Below are 18,919 nucleotides of genomic sequence, written 5' to 3' on the forward strand. Positions count from 1 at the left end.
CCAACCAGACGATTGATGGACGGGGATAAATCGATTTGGCATCGACATTCGGCACGCTGTTGAGTTCTCAAACATCGGACGCACACCCCGACCCCCACCCCACCAAGGGCAGACGACGAAGGGGCAACCTTCACACTCTAACCGATCCTCCGGGCGTTGGAGTTGTGACTCGCGCCACATCCTCCGAACCGGTGACCGGCTCCTCCAACCTTAGCAGGTCTTCGGGCCGCCCTCGGCGGACTCGGCCGCCCCTTCCGGGCCGGCTCCGTCCCCCTCTCGGCGACAGGTAGAACGTTAACCGGCTGGCTTCCCGACGGTCAAATCCTCCCCACGGTGGATGCGGATCCCGCTGCAGGGCAGCGGGATCCGCGCTCCGGTGCCCTCAGGGAGCGAGCCGCACCGAGGCCAGGGCCTTGCGGCCGCGGCGCAGGACGGCGTAGCGACCGTGCAGGAGCGGGAAGTCGGCCAGTCGGGCGTCCTCGGCGTCCACCTTCACGTTGCTCACGTAGGCGCCGCCCTCCTTGATCGTGCGGCGCGCCGCGGAGCGGCTCGGTGCCAGCCCGGCCGCGACGAAGAGGTCGACGACCTCCACGTCGGCCACCGAGGCCTGCGCGGACGGCAGCTCCGCGAGGGAGTCGCGCAGGGTGCGCTCGTCGAGGGCTGCGAGGTCGGAGCGGCCGAAGAGGGCCTGCGAGGCCGCCTCGACCGCACGAGCGGTGTCCTCGCCGTGCACCAGCGCGGTGACGTCGTGGGCCAGCGCCCGCTGGGCCGCCCGCGCCGCCGGGGCCTCCGCCGCCTGGCGGGCGAGGTCCTCGATCTCCTCGCGGCCGCGGAAGCTGAAGGCGCGCAGGTAGCCCGCCACGGTGGCGTCCTCCGCGTTGAGCCAGAACTGGAAGAAGGCGTAGGGCGAGGTCAGCTCCGGGTCCAGCCAGACCGCCCCCGACTCCGTCTTGCCGAACTTCGTGCCGTCGGCCTTGGTGAGCAGCGGTGTCGCCAGCGCGTGCACGTGCGCCCCGTCCACCCGGCGGATCAGCTCGCAGCCGGCGGTGATGTTGCCCCACTGGTCGCTGCCGCCCAGCTGCAGCGCGCAGCCGTGCAGGCGGCTCAGCTGGAGGTAGTCGTTGCTCTGCAGGAGCACGTAGCTGAACTCGGTGTAGCTGATGCCGGTGGAGGCCAGCCGGGTGGCGACGGCCTCGCGGTCCAGCATGCGGTTGACGCTGAAGTGCTTGCCGACGTCACGCAGGAACTCGATCGCGGAGAGCCCCTGCGTCCAGTCCAGGTTGTTCACCATCGTCGCGGCGGCGGGCCCGTCGAAGTCGAGGAACGGCGCGATCTGCGCCTGCAGGCGGCCGACCCAGCCGGCCACCGTCTCCGGGTCGTTCATGGTCCGCTCGGCGGTGGGCCGAGGGTCACCGATCAGCCCGGTCGCGCCGCCGACCAGGGCCAGCGGGCGGTGCCCGGCCTGCTGCAGCCGCCGGGCGGTGAGGACCTGCACCAGGTGGCCGACGTGGAGGCTGGGCGCCGTGGGGTCGAAGCCGACGTAGAAGGTGACCGGGCCGCTCGCGAGCGCCTCGCGCAGCGCGACCTCGTCGGTGGAGTGCGCCACCAGACCGCGCCACTGCAGTTCGTCCCAGACGTCGCTCACAGCTCGTCCGCTCCTTCGGTCACCACCGGCACGGCCGGCGGGGCGGCCCTCGCCCGCGGGACAGCCTGCCCGATCAGCGGCTGCGACGGCGACGCGGTTGTGCCGGACGGTACGCCGAGACCGTCGGGTCGCCGTCCACCCAGCAGCGCCACGGTGTCGCGGCCCCCTCCCCCGCGACGCCGACGCGGGGCCCCCACCGCACGGCCCCCTCCGCCACGGGGCTGCCGGCCGTGACCCGCAGCGTTCCCCCGGCGCAGACGTCCGCCTCGTTCTGGTCGCGGGACAGCCCGAGCGCCTGCGCGAGCCGGGCCGGGCCGCGGGCGAGGTCCACGTCCGTGCGGGCCGCGGCGCGGCGGCTGCGCGCGAGGTCCCGGCCGTCCACCACCTCCCCCGCGCGCAGCAGGACCGCGGACGCCTCGCCGGCCGGCCCGCACACGAGGTTGGCGCACCAGTGCATGCCGTAGCTGAAGTACACGTAGGCGTGCCCGGCCTCGCCGAACATCACCTCGGTGCGCGGGGTGCGCCCGCGGAAGGCGTGCGAGCCGGGGTCCTGCTCCCCGGCGTAGGCCTCCACCTCGGTCAGGCGGACGGCCACCTCCCCCTCGTCGCCGCGGTGGCGGACGACGCAGCCGAGGAGCTCCCGGGCGACGGTGAGGACCGGCCGCGCGAAGAAGGCCCGCGGCAGGTCCCCACCGGCCCGCGGGCCGGCCAGGGTCAGGTCCGCACCCACGCCCGGTGCTCCGCCACGGCCTCGCGCACGGCCGCCGACTGCTCCGCGACCCGGGCCGGGGCGGTGCCGCCCACGCCGTCGCGCGAGGCCAGGGAGCCCTCGACGCTCAGCACCGAGCGGACCTCCGGGGTGAGGTGCGCGGAGATGCCGACGAGGTCCTCCTCGCTCAGGTCCCACAGCTCCACCGGGCGCCCCTCGGCGGAGCTGCGCTGCTCGCAGCGGCGCACGCAGGCACCCGCCACCGCGTGCGCGTCGCGGAACGGCACCCCCCGGCGGACCAGCCACTCCGCGATGTCCGTGGCGAGGGCGAAGCCCTGCGGGGCCAGCGCTGCCATCCGCTGGGTGTCGAAGGTCAGGGTCGCGAGCATCCCGGCGACCGCGGGCAGCAGCACCTCGAGGGTGTCCACCGCGTCGAAGACCGGTTCCTTGTCCTCCTGCAGGTCCCGGTTGTAGGCCAGCGGCAGGCCCTTCAACGTGGCGAGCAGACCCGTGAGGTCGCCGATGAGGCGGCCGGCCTTGCCCCTGGCCAGCTCCGCGACGTCGGGGTTCTTCTTCTGCGGCATGATGCTCGACCCCGTCGACCAGGAGTCGTGCAGCGTGGCGAAGGAGAACTCCTTCGTGACCCAGACGATGACCTCCTCCGAGACGCGGGAGAGGTCCACACCGATCATGGCGGCGACGAAGGCGAACTCCGCGGCCACGTCCCGCGAGGCGGTGCCGTCGATGGAGTTCTCCACGCTGCGCTCGAAGCCCAGCTCCGCCGCCACGGCCGCCGGGTCCAGGCCCAGCGAGGAACCGGCGAGCGCGCCCGAGCCGTACGGGGAGACGGCCGCCCGTGCGTCCCAGTCCCGCAGCCGCTGCACGTCGCGCAGCAGCGGCCACGCGTGGGCGAGCAGGTGGTGGGCCAGCAGGACGGGCTGCGCGTGCTGCAGGTGCGTGCGCCCGGGCATCGCCGCGTCCGGATGGGCCGCGGCCTGCGCCACGAGCGCGTCGACGACGTCGAGGACCAGCTCCGCGATCGTGCGGGCGTGCTCGCGCAGGTACATCCGCAGCAGCGTGGCGATCTGGTCGTTGCGGCTGCGTCCGGCGCGCAGGCGCCCGCCCACGTCGGGGCCCAGCCGCTCGACGAGACCGCGCTCCAGCGCCGAGTGCACGTCCTCGTCGTCGGGTGCCGCGGTGAACGCCCCGGAGGCCACGTCCGCGTCGAGGGCGTCGATCCCGGCCAGGAGCTGCCGCAGCAGATCGTCGTCGAGAAGGCCGGCGCGGTGCAGCACCCGCGCGTGCGCCCGCGACCCCGCCAGGTCGTGGCGCGCGAGCCGCCAGTCGAAGTGCGTCGACTTCGACAGGGCCGCCATCGCCTCCGCCGGCCCCGAGGCGAAGCGCCCGCCCCACAGGCCCTTCTCGGCCGGTGCCTGCCGCCCCGCGCCGCTCCCCGTCTCAGACAACGGCGCTCACCGGCCCGGTGCTGCGGGTTCCGGGGGTGCCCGGCCCGTCGGCGGGGGCGAGGACGTGCTCGCTCACGTGCGGCTCCTTCTCGTGGGGGACGTCCTGCATTCTCGGCCCGCGGCGCGCCCGCGAGCGCCGCGGGGTGCACCTCACGGCTGCGCCTCCGGCGGTTCGCGGCGGGCCAGGGCCAGGAACCGGTCGGCGATCTCCTGGCCGCCGTCGGGGTCCCTGGCGATGACGAGCACCGTGTCGTCGCCGGCGATGGTGCCCAGCAGCGACGGCATCACCGAGTGGTCGATGGCGGAGGCGAGGAACTGCGCCGCCCCCGGCGGGGTGCGCAGGACCACCAGGTTCGCCGAGGCCTCCGCGGTCACCAGCAGCTCCTCGCACCAGCGCGCCAGCCGCGCGTCGAGGAACTCCTGCGACAGCCCGTGCCGGGGGGTGCGGTCACCGCCCTCCGCGGGCAGCGCGTAGACGAGCCCGCCCTCGCCGTCGCGGACCTTCACCGCGCCGAGCTCGACGAGGTCGCGGGAGAGGGTCGCCTGGGTGACGGCGACGCCGTCGGCGGCCAGGTGCGCGGCGAGCTCCGTCTGCGAGCGCACCGCCTCCCGGCGCAGCGCCTCGGCGATGCGCGCGTGGCGGTAGGCCTTGGTGCCGGTCGAGCCCGTCCCGGGCGCCCCGGTGCCCTGCGCGGTGCCCTGCGTCGTGCCCTGCGTGGTGGCGCGGGCGCCCGGCTCGGACGTCATGCCCGGGCGCTGCGCGCCAGCAGCCACACCAGCAGCGCCTTCTGCGCGTGCAGGCGGTTCTCGGCCTCGTCCCACACCGCCGACTGCGGCCCGTCGAGGACCGAGGCAGCGATCTCCTTGCCCCGGTAGGCGGGCAGGCAGTGCAGCACGACCGCGTCGGTGGCCGCGCGGGAGAGGGCGGCCTCGTCGAGGGCGTAGGGCGCGAAGGCGGCGATGCGGGCGGGGTCGTCCTCCTGGCCCATCGACACCCACGTGTCCGTCGCGAGCACGTCGGCTCCCTCGGCCGCGGCCGCGGGGTCGTCCGTGACCGTGACGGAACCGCCCGTCGTGGCGGCCACCGCCTGCGCCCGCTCGATGATGGCGGTGTCCGGGAACGCCGAGGCGGGGGTGCCGATCCGCACGTGCAGCCCGGCCACCGCGCCGCCCAGGGCGTAGGAGTGCGCCATGTTGTTCGCGCCGTCGCCGAGGTAGGCCAGGGTCGCGCCGGCGAGGAACCCGCGCCGCTCCCGCACCGTGAGCAGGTCCGCGAGGATCTGGCAGGGGTGGAACTCGTCGGTGAGGGCGTTGACGACGGGCACGCGCGAGACCGCGGCCATCCGCTCCACCCGCGACTGCGCGAACGTGCGCCACACGATCGCCGCGACCTGCCGCTCGAGGACCCGCGCGGTGTCCTCCTCCGTCTCACCCCGGCCGAGCTGGGACCCGGCGGACTCCAGCACGAGGGGGAAGCCGCCGAGCTCCACGATGCCGGTGCTGAAGGAGACCCTGGTGCGGGTCGAGGGCTTGTCGAACAGCACCGCCACCGTCCGGGGCCCCTCCAGGGGGCGCTCGGCGAAGCGGTCGGCCTTCAGCCGGACGGCGAGGTCCAGGACCTCCGCCTGCTCGGCGGGGCTCAGGTCGTCGTCGGCCAGGAAGTGGCGGGTCACGGGGTGCCTCCGTCGGGTGGGGCCGCGGCGAGGGCGGCGTCGAGGATGCCGGGCAGGGCGGCGACGAAGCCGTCCGCCTGCGCGGCGGTGAGGATGAGGGGCGGCGCGAGGCGGACCGCCTCCGGCCGCACGGCGTTGACGACGAAGCCGGCCTCCAGGGCGGCCGCGACCACCTGCGGGCCCAGCGGCCGCGTCAGCGAGACCGCCAGCAGCAGCCCCTGACCTCGCACCCCCGCCACCAGCGAGTGCCCCAGGTCCGCGATGCCGCTCCGCAGCCGCGCGCCGACGGCCGCCGCGTTCCCCAGCAGGCCGTCGCGCTCGATCGCGTGCAGGGTGGCCAGCGCCGCCGCCGAGGCCACCGGGTTCCCGCCGAACGTCGAGCCGTGCTGCCCGGCGCTCAGGAGGGCACCGGCGTCCGGGCCCAGGGCGAGCACCGCGCCGACCGGGATGCCGCCGCCGAGGCCCTTCGCCAGGGTCACCACGTCCGGGCGGACACCGCCGCCCACCTCGGGCAGCTGGTGCGCGAACCACGCCCCGCACCGGCCGATGCCCGTCTGCACCTCGTCCAGCACCAGCAGCGCCCCGTGCCGCGAGGTGAGCTCCCGGGCGGCGGCCAGGTAGCCCTCCGGCGCGGGCCGCACACCACCCTCGCCCTGCACGGGCTCCAGGAAGACCGCCGCCGTCCGGCCGTCCACGGCCGCCTCCAGCGCGGCGACGTCGCCGAACGGGACGTGCACCACCCCGCCGGGCAGCGGCTCGAACGGCGCCCGGTAGTCCGGCTTGTGGGTCAGTGCGAGCGCACCCATGGTGCGGCCGTGGAACCCGTCGACCGCGGCGACGACCTTCGTGCGGCCGGTGCGCCGGGCCATCTTGAACGCCGCCTCGTTCGCCTCCGTCCCGGAGTTGCAGAAGAAGACCCGGGAGCCCTGCGGGGCCCGCGCCAGCTCCAGCAGCCGCTCGGCCAGCGCCACCTGCGGCGCGGTCGCGAAGAAGTTCGAGACGTGCCCGAGGGTCGCCAGCTGCGCCGTCACCGCCGAGACCAGCAGCGGGTGCGCGTGGCCGAGCGCGTTGGTCGCGATGCCGGCCAGCAGGTCGAGGTAGCGCGTGCCGTCGGCGTCCCACACGTAGCAGCCCTCGCCGCGCACCAGTGCCCGCAGCGGACGGCCGTACGTGCCCATGACCGCTGCGCCGTGGCGGTCCAGCCAGGCCGCGCCGGTCCCCTCCGTCACGGGCAGGGCGTCGGAGGCCTGCACCCGCACCTCCCCGCCGGGCAGCGCCACGGTGGTCTCGCCGGTGCCCTCGCCGGTGTCCCCGCCGGTGCCCCGGGCCGCGCTCACGACGGCACCACCATCGTGCCGACCCCGGTGGTCGTGAAGACCTCCAGCAGCACGGCGTGCGGCAGGCGGCCGTCGATGACGGTCGCGCGGGGAACCCCGCCGCGCACGGCGCGCAGGCAGGCCTCCATCTTCGGCACCATCCCCGACTGCAGCGACGGCAGCAGTTCCGCCAGGGCGTCGGCGCTGATCTCCCGCACGAGCGAGGAGCGGTCCGGCCAGTCGGAGTAGAGACCCGCGACGTCGGTCATGACGACGAACTTCTGCGCCCCCAGGGCCACCGCGATGGCCGAGGCGGCGGTGTCGGCGTTGACGTTGAGCACCTGCCCGTCGCCGTCGACCTGCGGGGCGATCGTGGAGATGACGGGGATGCGCCCGGCGTCGAGCAGGTCCATCACCGCGCTCGGGTCGACCTCCACCACGTCGCCGACGAGGCCCACGTCCACCTGCTGCCCGTCGACGACCGCGGGGCGTCGCACCGCCTGCAGCAGGTGCGCGTCCTCGCCGGACAGCCCCACGGCCAGCGGCCCGTGGCTGTTGATGAGCCCGACCAGTTCGCGGCCCACCTGCCCGGTCAGCACCATCCGGACGACCTCCATGGCCTCCGGCGTCGTCACGCGCAGGCCGCCGCGGAACTCGCTCTCGATGCCGAGGCGGTCGAGCATGGCGGAGATCTGCGGGCCCCCGCCGTGGACGACCACCGGGCGCAGGCCGGCGGTGCGCAGGAACACGACGTCCTCGGCGAAGGCGCGTTTGAGCTCGTCGTCGACCATCGCGTTGCCGCCGTACTTCACGACGACGATCGCGCCGCGCCAGCGCTGCAGCCAGGGCAGGGCCTCGACGAGGACGCGCGCCTTCGCCTCGGCCTCCTCCGCACCCGCGTCGGCGGCTCCGCCCGGCGGGGTCGTGTCGCTGCTCACCGCTGCTCCGCTCATGTCGAGTACGCGCTGTTCTCGTGGACGTAGGCGTGGGTCAGGTCGTTGGTCCAGACCGTCGCCTCGGCCCCGCCGGCGTGCAGGTCGATGCGGACGCGCACCTCGCGCGGGTCCAGGTCGACCAGTGCCGGGTCCTCGCCGGGCGCCCCGGCCACGCAGACCGCCACGCCGTTGAGGCTGACGTCGAGGGCCAGCGGGTCGAACGCCGCCCGGGTCGTGCCGACGGCGGCCAGCACGCGGCCCCAGTTGGGGTCCTTGCCGAACACCGCGGCCTTGAAGAGGTTGTTGCGCGCCACCGAGCGGGCGACCTCGACGGCGTCGTCCTCGCTGGCCGCGCCGACGACCTCCACGGCGATGTCGTGGTCGGCGCCCTCGGCGTCGGCGACGAGCCTGCGCGCGAGGTCGGCGCAGACGGCGTGCACGGCGGCGTGCAGGTCCGCGGCCCGCGGTCGGACCCCGGAGGCGCCGCTGGCCATCAGCACCACCGTGTCGTTGGTGGACATGCAGCCGTCGGAGTCGACGCGGTCGAACGTCGTGCGGGTCGCGGCCCTCAGCGCGGCGTCGAGCTCCGCAGGCTCTGCGACGGCGTCGGTGGTCAGCACCACGAGCATCGTGGCGAGGCCGGGGGCGAGCATGCCGGCGCCCTTGGCCATGCCGCCCACCGTGAAGCCGTCGCCGGCCGCGACCGCCTGCTTGGAGACGGTGTCGGTGGTCATGATGGCCGTGGCCGCGGCGTCGCCCCCGTCGGCGGCGAGCGCGGCGGACGCTGCGCGCACGCCGTCCAGCAGCTTCTCCCGGGAGAAGGAGTAGCCGATCAGCCCGGTGGAGCAGACGACGACGTCGGCCGCCCCGCACCCGGTCAGCTCCCCGACGAGTTCGGCGGTGGCGTGGGTGAGCTGGAAACCTGCCGGGCCGGTGAAGCAGTTCGCGCCGCCGGAGTTCAGGACGACGGCGCGGACGTGCCCGTCTGCGCTGGCCCGCTCGCTCCACAGCACGGGGTGCGCCTTGCAGCGGTTGGAGGTGTAGACGGCGGCCGCCGCGTCGAGGGGGCCGTCGTTGACGACGAGCGCGACGTCGGGCCGCCCGCTCGCCTTCAGCCCGGCGGTCACGCCGGCCGCCCGGAAACCGGCGGGTGCGGTGACGCTCACGGGGCCACCCCCGCCGCGCTCAGGCCGAGCCCCTCGTCGAGGCCGAGGGCGATGTTGACGCTCTGCACGGCGCCACCGGCGGTGCCCTTGGTGAGGTTGTCCACGGCGGCGACGACCACGACGCGCCCGGCGCGGGTGTCGACGGCCACCTGCAGCTGCACGGCGTTGCTGCCGAGGATCGCCCCGGTGGAGGGCCAGCGCCCCTCGGGCAGCAGGTGCAGGAACGGCTCGCCGGCGCAGGCGTCGACCCACGCCGCGCGGACCGAGTCGGGGTCGGCGCCGGGGGCGAGCTTCGCCGTGCAGGTGGCGAGGATGCCGCGGGGCATCGGGGCCAGGGTGGGGGTGAAGGAGATGCGCACGGGCGCACCGGCGGCGGCGGAGAGGTTCTGCTCGATCTCGGGGGTGTGCCGGTGCATCCCGCCGACGCCGTAGGGGGTCATGGACCCCATGACCTCGGCCCCGAGCAGGTGCGGCTTGAGGCCCTTGCCCGCGCCGGAGGTCCCGGAGGCGGCGACCACGACGACGTCGTCGCCCTGGAGCAGCCCGGCGGTGAACCCCGGCGCCAGGGCGAGGCTGACGGCCGTCGGGTAGCAGCCGGGCACCGCGATGCGCCGGGCGCCCTTGAGCGCCTCGCGCTGCGTGGAGCCGTCGGCGCGCCGCAGCTCGGGCAGGCCGTAGGGCCAGCTCCCGGCATGGGCGCCGCCGTAGAACTCCTCCCACGCGGCGGCGTCGCCGAGCCGGTGGTCCGCGCCGCAGTCGACGACGAGGACGTCCTCGGGCAGGGCGGCAGCGATCTCGGCGGAGGCGCCGTGCGGCAGCGCGAGGAAGACGACGTCGTGACCGGCGAGGACCTGCGGGGTCGTCGCCTCGAGCACGCGCTCGGCCAGGGCCGGCAGGTGGGGCTGGTGCTCGCCGAGGGCGCTGCCGGCGTTGCCGCCGGCGGTGAGGGCCCCCACCTCGAAGCGGGGGTGCTGCAGCAGCAGGCGCAGCAGCTCACCGCCGGCGTAGCCGCTGGCGCCGGCGACCGCCGCGCGCAGGGGTGCCGTTCCGTCCGCAGTCATGTGAATGACCATACACCGCTATGGGTGAGTATGCGGATCGGTTTGCGGCGGCGCTCAGCCCAGCGGGTCCGACGGGCCGTACGGGCGCACCAGCAGGCGCCGCGCCCCCTCGGGCAGGCCCGCCGAGGCGGCGGCGCGCAACGCCTGCGGGGTGTCCACCCCCGCGCGCACGAACCCGCCCGAGAAGGCGTCCAGCTCACCGCGCGCGATGGACAGCAGCAGCTCCGCCACCGCCTCCCCCGGCGTCCACTCCATCCGCCCCCGGTGCTGCGACATGCCCTCGCTCATGGCGGTGCGCACCACCCCCGGCGACATCTCGAACGAGCGCAGACCCCGGTCGAAGCCCGCCAGGTGGATGCCACCCGCGATCCGGAACAACCCCGCCTTGCCCGTGCAGTAGCCGGTGTGGATCTCCCGGTCCTGGGCGCCGGCGCCGGAGCTGAGGTCGACGACCCTGCCACCGCCGCGCTCCAGCATCCCCGGCACCACCGCCCGGGCCAGCAGGAAGGAGGCGCGCAGCGTCGTGGAGACCACGTGCCACCACTCCTCCGGGTCGGCCTCCCAGACGGGGACCTCCTCCTGCTCGATCACCCCGGCGTTGTTGACCAGCAGGTCGACGCCGCCGATGCGCTCCTCCACCGCCGAGACCGCGGCCGCGACCTGGCCGGCGTCGGTGACGTCCGCGACCGCGACCGCGACGGGAGCACCCGCGGCGGCGACCGCGGCCCGCGTCGCCTCCAGGCGCCCGGCGTCCCGGCCGAGCAGGCCCACGGCCAGCCCCGCCTCGGCCAGCGCGACGGAGAGGATGCGCCCGATCCCGCCGGACGCCCCGGTGACCAGCGCGGTGCGGGCCGGCGGGACGACGCCCGGCCCTGCGGCCCCCTCGTGGAGCTCAGGCACGCTGCACCGCCCCCGTGCGCCGCGCCGCCTCCTCCACCGCGGCCTCCCGCGCCGCGCTGGCCTCCTCGGCCGTCAGGGTCCGCTCCGCCCGGAACCGCAGGCCGAAGGCCAGCGAGCGGCGCCCCTCCCCCACCTGCTCGCCGGTGTAGACGTCGAACAGCCGCACGTCCTCCAGCAGCTCGCCGCCACCGGCCCGCAGCGCCGCCTCGACCTCCGCCGCCGGCACGGCCGCGTCCACCACGAGCGAGACGTCCTGCAGCGCGGGCGGGAACGAGGACACCGCCGGGGCGGGCACCGCCGCCGGCGCCGCCGCGACCAGGGCGTCGAGGTCGAGCTCCAGGGCGCAGGTGCGGGCGGGCAGCTCCAGGGCCGCCACCGCCCGGGGGTGCAGCTCGCCCGCGAACCCCAGCTCCACACCGTCGGCCGTGCTCAGTCGGGCGCAGCGCCCCGGGTGCCACGGCGCCACGTCCGCCGCGGCCACCACCAGCTCCACACCCACGGCCGACGCCGCGGCGCGCGCCAGCTCCACGGCGTCGGCCCACGTCACCGGCTCCGAGGCCCGCTGCCAGCCGCCGGCCTCCAGACCCGGGCCGCGGCGCGCACCGGCAAGCAGCGCCCCGACGTGGCTCGGCTGCGCGGGCACCGCCGCGAGCAGCGCCGCCAGCTCCTCCCCGCCCGGCCGCGCGTCGACGCCGGGGACCGGAGCCCGCCCGCGACCCGGCTCGGGCAGCGTCACCGCCCCGACCTCGAACAGCGCCACGTCACGGGTGCCCCGGCTGACGTTGCGGCGAAGCACCTCCGTCAGCGAGGCGAGCACGCTGGTGCGCATCAGCGGCTGCTCCTCCGACAGCGGGTTGACCAGCCGCAGCGCGTGCCGTCGCGGGTCGTCCGCCGGCAGGCCCATCGCGTCGTGCAGGGCGGAGGAGACGAACGGGTACGACAGCACCTCCACCGCGCCGGCGTCGGCGAGCGCCCGCGCCACGGAGCGGCGCGCGCGCTGCGCCCGCGTCAGGCCCCGGCCCGCCGGGGCCGGCGGCAGCAGCGAGGGGATGGCGTCGTAGCCGCGCAGCCGCGCGACCTCCTCGACCAGGTCGACCGGCTGGCGCAGGTCCGGGCGCCACGACGGGGGCCGCACCACCAGCGCGCCGTCCCCGGCCCCGGAGACCTCGCAGCCGATCTCGGTGAGGACGTCGCGGATCTCGGCCTCCCCGTACCCGACGCCGACCAGCCGGGCCGGCAGGTCCAGCGGCAGCCGCACCTCCGGCTCCCAGCCGTGCTCGTCGACGTCCACGCCACCGGCGGCCGTACCGCCGCCGTGCTCCACGAGCAGGCGCACCGCCAGCTCCGCCGCGGCCGGGGGCAGTTCCGGGTCCACGCCCCGCTCGAACCGGCGCGCCGCCTCCGAGGACAGCTTGTGCCGCCTGGCGGTGCGCGCGATCGACACCTGGTCGAAGTGGGCGGCCTCCACGAGCAGATCCGTGGTGCCCTCCCCGACCTCGCTGTCCGCGCCGCCCATGACACCGGCCAGTCCCAGCACGCGGCTGCCGTCCGGCGTCTCGTCGGTGATGAGGAGGTCCTCCGGCGAGAGCACCCGCTCGGTGCCGTCCAAGGTCTTGAGCCGCTCCCCCGCGCGTGCACGGCGCACCACGACGTCACCGCGGACCGCGTCGCGGTCGTAGGCGTGCAGCGGCTGGCCCGTCGCGAGCATCACGTAGTTGGTGACGTCCACGGGCAGCGACACCGGGCGCATGCCCGCCTGCCGCAGCCGCCGCTGCATCCACTGCGGGGACGCGGCGGTGGGATCGACACCGGTCACGAGGCGGGTGACGAAGCGGTCGCAGCCGGGGCGCCCGCGCAGGGGTGCCTCGTCGGCCAGCCGCACGGCGGGGCCCTGCCCGCCCCCGGCCGCCGGCACCCGCACGTCGGCGGGGTCGCGCAGGGCCTGCGCCACGGGTCGCCCCGTCGCGTGCGCGTACTCCCGGGCCACGCCCCGGATGCTGAAGCAGTAGCCGCGGTCGGGGGTGACGTTGACCTCGACGGTCTCCTCGTCCAGGCCGAGCAGCGCCAGCGCGTCGGTGCCCGGAGCCGGGACGTCCCCACCGAGCAGCCGCTCCAGCACGATGATCCCGGCGTGGTCCTCACCCAGGCCCAGCTCCCGCGCCGAGCAGATCATGCCGTCGGAGACGTGGCCGTACGTCTTGCGCGCGCTGATGGGGAAGGGCCCCGGCAGCACCGCGCCCGGCAGCGCGACCACGACGGAGTCGCCCGCGGCGAAGTTGTGCGCCCCGCAGACGATCCCGCGGCCGCCCCCAGCGCCCGACCCGTCGCCGTCGCCGACGTCGACGTGGCACCAGTTGATCGTCTTGCCGTTCTTCTGCGGCTCGGGGGTGACGTCGAGGACGCGGCCGACGACGACGGGGCCGGTGACGCCCGAGCGGTGCACGGCCTCCTCCTCCAGGCCCACCCGCACGAGGGCCGCGGCCACCTCATCGGCGCCGTGGCCCTCGACGAGGTCGACGTGCTCGGCCAGCCAGGGAAGCGGGACGCGCATCAGCGCTCTCCTCCAGAGGTCAGGTCCTCCACGCCGAAGGCGCGGCTGAAGCGCACGTCGCCCTCGACCATGTGGCGCATGTCCGTCACGTCGTTGCGGAACATCAGGGTCCGCTCGATGCCCATGCCGAACGCGAAGCCCGAGTAGCGCTCCGGGTCCACGCCGCAGGCGCGCAGCACGTTGGGGTTGACCATCCCGCAGCCCCCCCACTCGATCCAGCCGGGCCCGCCCTTCTTCTGCGGGAACCAGACGTCCGCCTCCGCCGACGGCTCGGTGAACGGGAAGTAGGAGGGGCGGAAGCGGATGCGCGCCTCGGGGCCGAACATCGCGCGCGCCAGGTGCTCCAGCGTGCCCTTCAGGTGCGCCATCGTCAGGCCCTCGTCGACGGCGATGCCCTCGACCTGGTGGAAGACGGGCGTGTGCGTGGCGTCCAGCTCGTCGGTGCGGAACACCTTGCCCGGGCAGATGACGTAGAGGGGCACGCCCCGCTCCAGCAGGGAGCGGGCCTGCACCGGGGAGGTGTGGGTGCGCAGGACGAGACCGGAGTCCTCCCCGCCGTCGGCGCCCGCCACGAAGAACGTGTCCTGCATCTGCCGGGCCGGGTGGTCTGCGTCGAAGTTGAGGGCGTCGAAGTTGAACCACTCCGCCTCGACCTCGGGGCCCTCCGCGACCTCCCAGCCCATCGCCGTGAACACGTCGCAGATGCGCTCCTGCAGCGTCGACAGCGGGTGCCGCGCGCCGGGTTCGACGCGGCGCGGCGGCAGGGTCACGTCGACGGCCTCGTCCTGCAGGACGCGGGCGTCGCGCTCGGCCTCCAGCTCGGCGGTGCGGGCCTCCAGCTTGGCGCGGACCCGGCCGCGGGCGGCGCCGATCCGCTTGCCGGCCTCCGCCTTCAGCGGCCCGGGCAGCGTCCCGATGGCGCGGTTGGCCTGGGCGAGGGGGCTGCGGTCGTCGGTGTGCTGCAGGCGCACGCGCTTGAGCTCGTCGAGGTCACCGGCGGCCCCGATCGCGGCGAGCGCTGCGGCCACGGCGGCGTCGACGGCCTCGGCGGACAGCTCCGGGGGCACCTCGGAGTTGGGATCAGGCATGCGGCGGCTTCCTCGTCGGGCTGCTGGTCGGGCTGCGGGCGGGGCCGGCCGACGGTCCGGACGGCGCTGTCGAGTCTCCCAGACGGCTCGGACCGGCTCCCGCCAGGCCGCTGCCGGGGCCCGCGCGGCGCTCTCAGCGCGCCGAGCCGCGCTGCGGGGGCTCCCCGGCGGGCAGCAGGACCCGGAAGCGGGCGCCGCCGGCCGGTGAGCGGTCGACCTCCACGCGCCCGGAGTGCGCCTCCACCAGGCCGCGCACGACGTAGAGGCCGAGGCCCGTGCCGCCGCGGCCACCGCCGCGCCAGAACTTCGAGAAGACGTACGGGCGGTTCTCCTCGCTGATGCCCTCGCCCTCGTCGTCGACGGTGAGCACGAGCCAACCCTCGCCGGCCTCCCCGGCGGCGGCCGGCTGCGGCCGCACGTCGAGGCGAACGCAGCCCGCGCCGTGGCGCACGGCGTTCTCGATGAGGTTGGCGAGGACCTGGTCGAGGCGGTCGGGGTCGGCCCACACCTCGGGCAGGTCCGCCGCCGCGGTGACGGCGAATCGGTCGTCGTCGTAGCCGGCCGTGACCAGCCGCTCCACGTGGTTCGCGACGGCCGCGACGACGTCCACCGGCTGCAGGTGCACCCGCAGCCGGCCGGTGTCGACGCGGGAGACGTCCAGCAGCTCGGTGATGAGGCGGGTGACGCGGTCGGCGTCGGCCTCCACCGTCGTCAGCATCAGCCGCTTCTGCTCGTCGCTGAAGCGGTCCCAGCGGCGCAGCAGCGCGGAGGTGTACCGCTTGACGGAGGTCAGGGGCGAGCGCAGCTCGTGGGCGACCGTGGCGATGAGGCTGGCGGCGTCGGACTCCGCGCGCTGGCGGGCCTCCGTGCCGCGCAGCTGCACCACGACCCGCTCGACGCTGCCACCGCGCTCGGCGCGCAGGTAGCGCGCCGTGACCAGGAGTTCCGAGCCGCCGGGCAGCAGGAGCAGGCGCTCGCGGTGGCCGGTGCGGGTCTCCAGCCCCGACCACGGGTCCGTGGCGTCCCACCAGCGGCGACCGGAGGTGTCCTGCAGGGGCAGGGCCTCGCGCACGTCCACCCCCACCAGCGCGTCGCGCTCGCGCTGCAGGAGCGTCTCGGCGGTGCGGTTCACGGCGGTGATGACGGCGCGCTCGTCGATGACGACGAGGCCGTCGGGCAGGTCGTCGGGGTCGATCAGACCGGCATCGCCTCCCGGGGGGCGGGTCGGGTCGGGCACCGGAGGGTCCGGCTCCGGGGTCCGCGAGCGGTCGGCCACGGCCCGCAGGCTAGCCGCCGCGGCGGTGGCCCGCTCAGCGCCGCCGCTGGGCCCGGGCGCTGGCGTAGAGGCAGACGGTGGCCGCCGTCGCCAGGTTGAGGCTCTCCGCACGCCCGTGGACGGGCACCCGCACGACCGCGTCGGCGGCTTCCCGCTCGTCCGCGGAGAGCCCCTGCGCCTCGTTGCCGAAGAGCCACGCCGTGGGCCGGCGCAGGTCCGGCGCCCCAGCGGGGACGTCCCCGGCGGCCGCGGCGTCGAGGAGGTCGTCGAGGTCGTGCTCCCCGTCGCCGGAGGCCGCCAGCACGGTGCACCCGGCATCGCGCACGGCCGCCAGGACCTCCACCAGCGGGGCGCCCGAGACGACGGGGAGGTGGAAGAGGCTGCCGGCGGTGGAGCGGACGCACTTGGGGTTGTGGACGTCGACGCTGTCGGCGCTGAGGACCACCGCGCCGGCCCCGGCGGCGTCGGCCGCGCGCAGGACGGTCCCGGCGTTGCCGGGGTCGCGGACCCTGCTGAGCACCGCGACGAGGCGCGGGGCGGCGGCCAGGGCCTGCGGGAGCGGCACGGTGACCAGCGAGCAGACGGCGAGGAGACCCTGCGGTGTCACGGTCTCGGACATCGCCGCGAGGACCTCGTCGCTGACCTCGTGCACGCGCACCCCGCCGCGGTGGGCGACGTCGACGATGCCGGCGTGCCTCTCCAGCGCGGCGGAGGTGACGTAGAGGTCGTGCACCCGGCGGGCGCCGGAGCGAGACACCTCGTGGGCCTCCGCCTGGGCGGCGACCGCTTCACGCACGGCCTGCGGGCCCTCCGCGAGGAAGCGCCCCGCGCGCTGGCGCACGGAGCGCCCGGCCAGCGCCCGCACCGACCGCACCCGCTCGGAGCGCGGGTTGGTCAGCACGGCGCCGTCCGGGCGCTCGGTGTGCGGTCCCGGCCCCCGGCCACCGGCGGGTGACCTGGGGGCGCGGGGACCGGAGGGCGTGCTCAGGCCGCGGACTCCGCAGCGGCCGGGGTCGCCGGCAGGGCGGCGCGCGCAGCGGCCACGAGGGCGGCGAAGGCGGGCGCGTCGTTGACCGCGAGGTCGGCGAGCATGCGGCGGTCGACCTCGATGCCCGCGGCCTTCAGGCCCTGGATGAAGCGGTTGTACGTCATGCCCTCGGCGCGGGCGGCGGCGTTGATCCGCTGGATCCACAGCTGGCGGAAGTCGCCCTTGCGCGCCTTGCGGTCGCGGTAGGCGTAGACGAGGGAGTGGGTGACCTGCTCCTTCGCCTTGCGGTACAGCCGCGAGCGCTGGCCGCGGTAACCGCTGGCCTGCTCGAGGACGACGCGGCGCTTCTTCTGGGCGTTGACCGCCCGCTTCACGCGTGCCACTGGTAGTGCTCCTTGCTGTCGGTGCGCGGCCGGGGGCCGCGGTGGATCTGGACGGGGCTGGGCTCAGCTCAGCGGGCGAGCATCTTCTTGATCTTCTTGGCGTCCGCGGGCGAGGCCACCGCGTCCATGCTCAGACGGCGGGTGCGGGAGGAGGGCTTGTGCTCGAGCAGGTGCCGCTTGCCAGCGCGCTCGCGCAGCACCTTGCCGCCACCGCTGATGCGGAAGCGCTTCTTGGCACCGCTGTGCGTCTTCATCTTGGGCACGTTGCTCTCCTGAGGTTCTCGGTGGTGCAGAGGTGAACGTCCACCGCGCGCGAGCGCGGTGGACGGTGGGTCTGCGCGGTTCCCGGCGACCGGGTCAGGCGCTGGTGGTCTCCTGGGCGGCGGGGACCGTCTCGTTCCCGCCCTCGGGTGTCGCGGCCTGCTCGGCCTCGACGGGCTGCGCGTCCGCGGGCGCTGCGTCCGCGGGCGCTGCGTCGACGGGCTCGGCGTCCTGCGCGGAGACCGACGCCTTCGCAGCGTCCTCCTCCTCCTTGCGGCGCTTGTTCTCCGCCTTGGCCTCGGCCTTCTTCTTGTGCGGTCCGATGACCATCACCATGTTGCGGCCGTCGAGCCGGGGCAGGCTCTCGACGCTGCCGAGCTCGGCGACGTCCTCGGCGAGGCGCTGGAGCAGGCGCTGGCCCATCTCGGGGCGCGACTGCTCGCGACCACGGAACATGATCATGACCTTGACCTTGTCGCCCGCGGAGAGGAACCGCTCGACGTGCCCCTTCTTCGTGGCGTAGTCGTGCGGGTCGATCTTCAGGCGGAAGCGGATCTCCTTGAGGATCGTGTTCGCCTGGTTCTTGCGGGCTTCGCGGGCCTTCATGTCGGACTCGTACTTGAACTTGCCGAAGTCCATGAGCTTGCAGACGGGGGGGCGGGCCGTGGGAGCCACCTCGACCAGGTCGAGGTCGGCCTCCTGGGCCAGCCGCAGCGCGTCCTCGACGCGCACGATCCCGACCTGCTCCCCGTTGGGGCCCACGAGCCGCACCTCGGGAACACGGATGCGGTCGTTGATGCGGGGCTCGCTGATGTGCTGCTCCTCACTCGCCGTCGTGGTCCGCCGGACACGGGAAAGGCCCCCGTGCACGGACGCGCACGGAGGCCTGCCTGATCCGGCGACGCTCGGGTACGGCGTCGCCAACTCCCCTCGCGGGGAGGGACCGGGACCCGGGAACGTCGCGCGTCACCGGGTGGGAGGAGGCCTCCGCTTCGCGTTCCGGCGCCTCGCCCGCGCAGCGCTCGAGGCGCATGCCGCTGACTGGTGCCGGTCGGTCACCTGACAGGGTAGCAGGATGCAGTCCGACAGCTTCCCCGACGGTCCCCCCGGCGACCTCCCCGGCGAGGGGGGCGACCCCGCCGACACGGCGGTGCGCGACATCGCCGACGTCCCCTCGGCGCAGATCATCACCACTGCCGCCGTGCACCTCATGAGCGCCGCCGCGGTCAAGTGCGGCCTCGCGGAGGACGCCGACACCGAGGCCCACCTGGACCTCGCCGAGGCCCGCATCCTCATCAACGCCCTGGCCGGGCTGGTCACCGCGGCGGCCCCCGACGTCGGCGGCACGCACGCCCGGGCCCTGCGCGACGGCCTGCGGACGCTGCAGCTGGCCTTCCGCGAGGCGTCGACGCACCCGGACCCGCCGGGCAAGGGCCCCGGCGAGCGGCTGACCGGAAGCGTGGTCTGACCGGCAGCACGGTCTGACCGGGCGCCGGCCGCG

General features: G+C 75.6%; 18 protein-coding genes. 1 reads left to right on the forward strand and 17 read right to left on the reverse strand.

Annotated features, from left to right (window positions below; genetic code table 11):
* Nucleotides 1-382: 382 nt before the first annotated feature.
* The 17 genes from tyrS to infC form a co-directional block, all read right to left on the reverse strand.
* Nucleotides 383-1,645 carry a tyrosine--tRNA ligase gene (gene tyrS, locus CLV92_RS09450; protein ID WP_104432587.1) on the reverse strand — a complete coding sequence of 421 codons (1,263 nt, stop codon included), beginning with the start codon at nt 1,643-1,645 and terminating at the stop codon, nt 383-385.
* A gap of 73 nt (nt 1,646-1,718) precedes the next feature.
* Entirely contained in the window at nt 1,719-2,375 is a 657-nt protein-coding gene (locus tag CLV92_RS09455) for a DNA-3-methyladenine glycosylase (RefSeq protein WP_245886640.1), read from the reverse strand.
* Nucleotides 2,360-3,820 (reverse strand): argininosuccinate lyase, encoded by a 1,461-nt coding sequence (gene argH / locus CLV92_RS09460; protein ID WP_245886642.1) that lies wholly within the window; start codon nt 3,818-3,820, stop codon nt 2,360-2,362. Before argH ends, CLV92_RS09455 begins: the two co-directional genes overlap by 16 nt.
* 150 nt (nt 3,821-3,970) lie before the next feature.
* Nucleotides 3,971-4,567, reverse strand: a complete 597-nt coding sequence (locus CLV92_RS09465) for an arginine repressor (protein WP_104432785.1) — start codon at nt 4,565-4,567, stop codon at nt 3,971-3,973.
* Nucleotides 4,564-5,493 carry an ornithine carbamoyltransferase gene (gene argF / locus CLV92_RS09470; protein ID WP_104432589.1) on the reverse strand — a complete coding sequence of 310 codons (930 nt, stop codon included), beginning with the start codon at nt 5,491-5,493 and terminating at the stop codon, nt 4,564-4,566. Before argF ends, CLV92_RS09465 begins: the two co-directional genes overlap by 4 nt.
* On the reverse strand, nt 5,490-6,752 hold the full coding sequence (locus CLV92_RS09475; protein ID WP_425433569.1) for an acetylornithine transaminase: 1,263 nt from the start codon (nt 6,750-6,752) through the stop codon (nt 5,490-5,492). Before CLV92_RS09475 ends, argF begins: the two co-directional genes overlap by 4 nt.
* Before the next feature lie 74 nt (nt 6,753-6,826).
* On the reverse strand, nt 6,827-7,747 hold the full coding sequence (gene argB / locus CLV92_RS09480) for an acetylglutamate kinase (RefSeq protein WP_245886645.1): 921 nt from the start codon (nt 7,745-7,747) through the stop codon (nt 6,827-6,829).
* 11 nt (nt 7,748-7,758) lie between these two features.
* Nucleotides 7,759-8,910 carry a bifunctional glutamate N-acetyltransferase/amino-acid acetyltransferase ArgJ gene (argJ, locus tag CLV92_RS09485; protein ID WP_104432591.1) on the reverse strand — a complete coding sequence of 384 codons (1,152 nt, stop codon included), beginning with the start codon at nt 8,908-8,910 and terminating at the stop codon, nt 7,759-7,761.
* Nucleotides 8,907-9,971 (reverse strand): N-acetyl-gamma-glutamyl-phosphate reductase, encoded by a 1,065-nt coding sequence (gene argC, locus CLV92_RS09490; RefSeq protein ID WP_104432592.1) that lies wholly within the window; start codon nt 9,969-9,971, stop codon nt 8,907-8,909. The genes argJ and argC overlap by 4 nt, the downstream gene beginning before the upstream one ends.
* A gap of 54 nt (nt 9,972-10,025) precedes the next feature.
* The gene (locus tag CLV92_RS09495) at nt 10,026-10,871 is read right to left on the reverse strand and encodes an SDR family oxidoreductase (protein WP_104432593.1); all 846 of its coding nucleotides are present in this window, start codon (nt 10,869-10,871) and stop codon (nt 10,026-10,028) included.
* Nucleotides 10,864-13,422 carry a phenylalanine--tRNA ligase subunit beta gene (gene pheT / locus CLV92_RS09500; protein WP_104432594.1) on the reverse strand — a complete coding sequence of 853 codons (2,559 nt, stop codon included), beginning with the start codon at nt 13,420-13,422 and terminating at the stop codon, nt 10,864-10,866. Before pheT ends, CLV92_RS09495 begins: the two co-directional genes overlap by 8 nt.
* Nucleotides 13,422-14,510 carry a phenylalanine--tRNA ligase subunit alpha gene (gene pheS / locus CLV92_RS09505; protein ID WP_104432595.1) on the reverse strand — a complete coding sequence of 363 codons (1,089 nt, stop codon included), beginning with the start codon at nt 14,508-14,510 and terminating at the stop codon, nt 13,422-13,424. Before pheS ends, pheT begins: the two co-directional genes overlap by 1 nt.
* A 133-nt stretch (nt 14,511-14,643) precedes the next feature.
* Nucleotides 14,644-15,795: a sensor histidine kinase gene (locus CLV92_RS09510; RefSeq protein WP_104432788.1), complete on the reverse strand. Its 1,152-nt coding sequence runs from the start codon at nt 15,793-15,795 to the stop codon at nt 14,644-14,646.
* Between the two features lie 25 nt (nt 15,796-15,820).
* Nucleotides 15,821-16,684 carry a TrmH family RNA methyltransferase gene (locus tag CLV92_RS21940; protein WP_104432787.1) on the reverse strand — a complete coding sequence of 288 codons (864 nt, stop codon included), beginning with the start codon at nt 16,682-16,684 and terminating at the stop codon, nt 15,821-15,823.
* An 86-nt stretch (nt 16,685-16,770) separates the two neighbouring features.
* Nucleotides 16,771-17,157 (reverse strand): 50S ribosomal protein L20, encoded by a 387-nt coding sequence (gene rplT, locus CLV92_RS09520; RefSeq protein WP_104432596.1) that lies wholly within the window; start codon nt 17,155-17,157, stop codon nt 16,771-16,773.
* 68 nt (nt 17,158-17,225) lie between these two features.
* Nucleotides 17,226-17,420: a 50S ribosomal protein L35 gene (gene rpmI / locus CLV92_RS09525; protein WP_104432597.1), complete on the reverse strand. Its 195-nt coding sequence runs from the start codon at nt 17,418-17,420 to the stop codon at nt 17,226-17,228.
* A gap of 94 nt (nt 17,421-17,514) precedes the next feature.
* Complete coding sequence (gene infC / locus CLV92_RS09530; RefSeq protein ID WP_342762325.1) at nt 17,515-18,231, reverse strand: translation initiation factor IF-3; 717 nt, start codon at nt 18,229-18,231, stop codon at nt 17,515-17,517.
* 262 nt (nt 18,232-18,493) lie between these two features.
* On the opposite strand from infC, the gene CLV92_RS09535 reads away from it, so the two are divergent.
* Nucleotides 18,494-18,886 (forward strand): DUF1844 domain-containing protein, encoded by a 393-nt coding sequence (locus CLV92_RS09535; RefSeq protein ID WP_245886651.1) that lies wholly within the window; start codon nt 18,494-18,496, stop codon nt 18,884-18,886.
* The last annotated feature ends 33 nt before the right edge of the window (nt 18,887-18,919 follow it).

This window comes from Kineococcus xinjiangensis (genome assembly GCF_002934625.1).
Taxonomy (GTDB): Bacteria; Actinomycetota; Actinomycetes; order Actinomycetales; family Kineococcaceae; genus Kineococcus_A; species Kineococcus_A xinjiangensis.

Coding starts and splice junctions, on each gene's coding strand:
- CLV92_RS09465 (WP_104432785.1), bottom strand. CDS start 4,567: ATGACGTCCGAGCCGGGCGCCCGCGCCACCACGCAGGGCACGACGCAG.
- argC (WP_104432592.1), bottom strand. CDS start 9,971: ATGACTGCGGACGGAACGGCACCCCTGCGCGCGGCGGTCGCCGGCGCC.
- pheT (WP_104432594.1), bottom strand. CDS start 13,422: ATGCGCGTCCCGCTTCCCTGGCTGGCCGAGCACGTCGACCTCGTCGAG.
- pheS (WP_104432595.1), bottom strand. CDS start 14,510: ATGCCTGATCCCAACTCCGAGGTGCCCCCGGAGCTGTCCGCCGAGGCC.
- CLV92_RS09535 (WP_245886651.1), top strand. CDS start 18,494: ATGCAGTCCGACAGCTTCCCCGACGGTCCCCCCGGCGACCTCCCCGGC.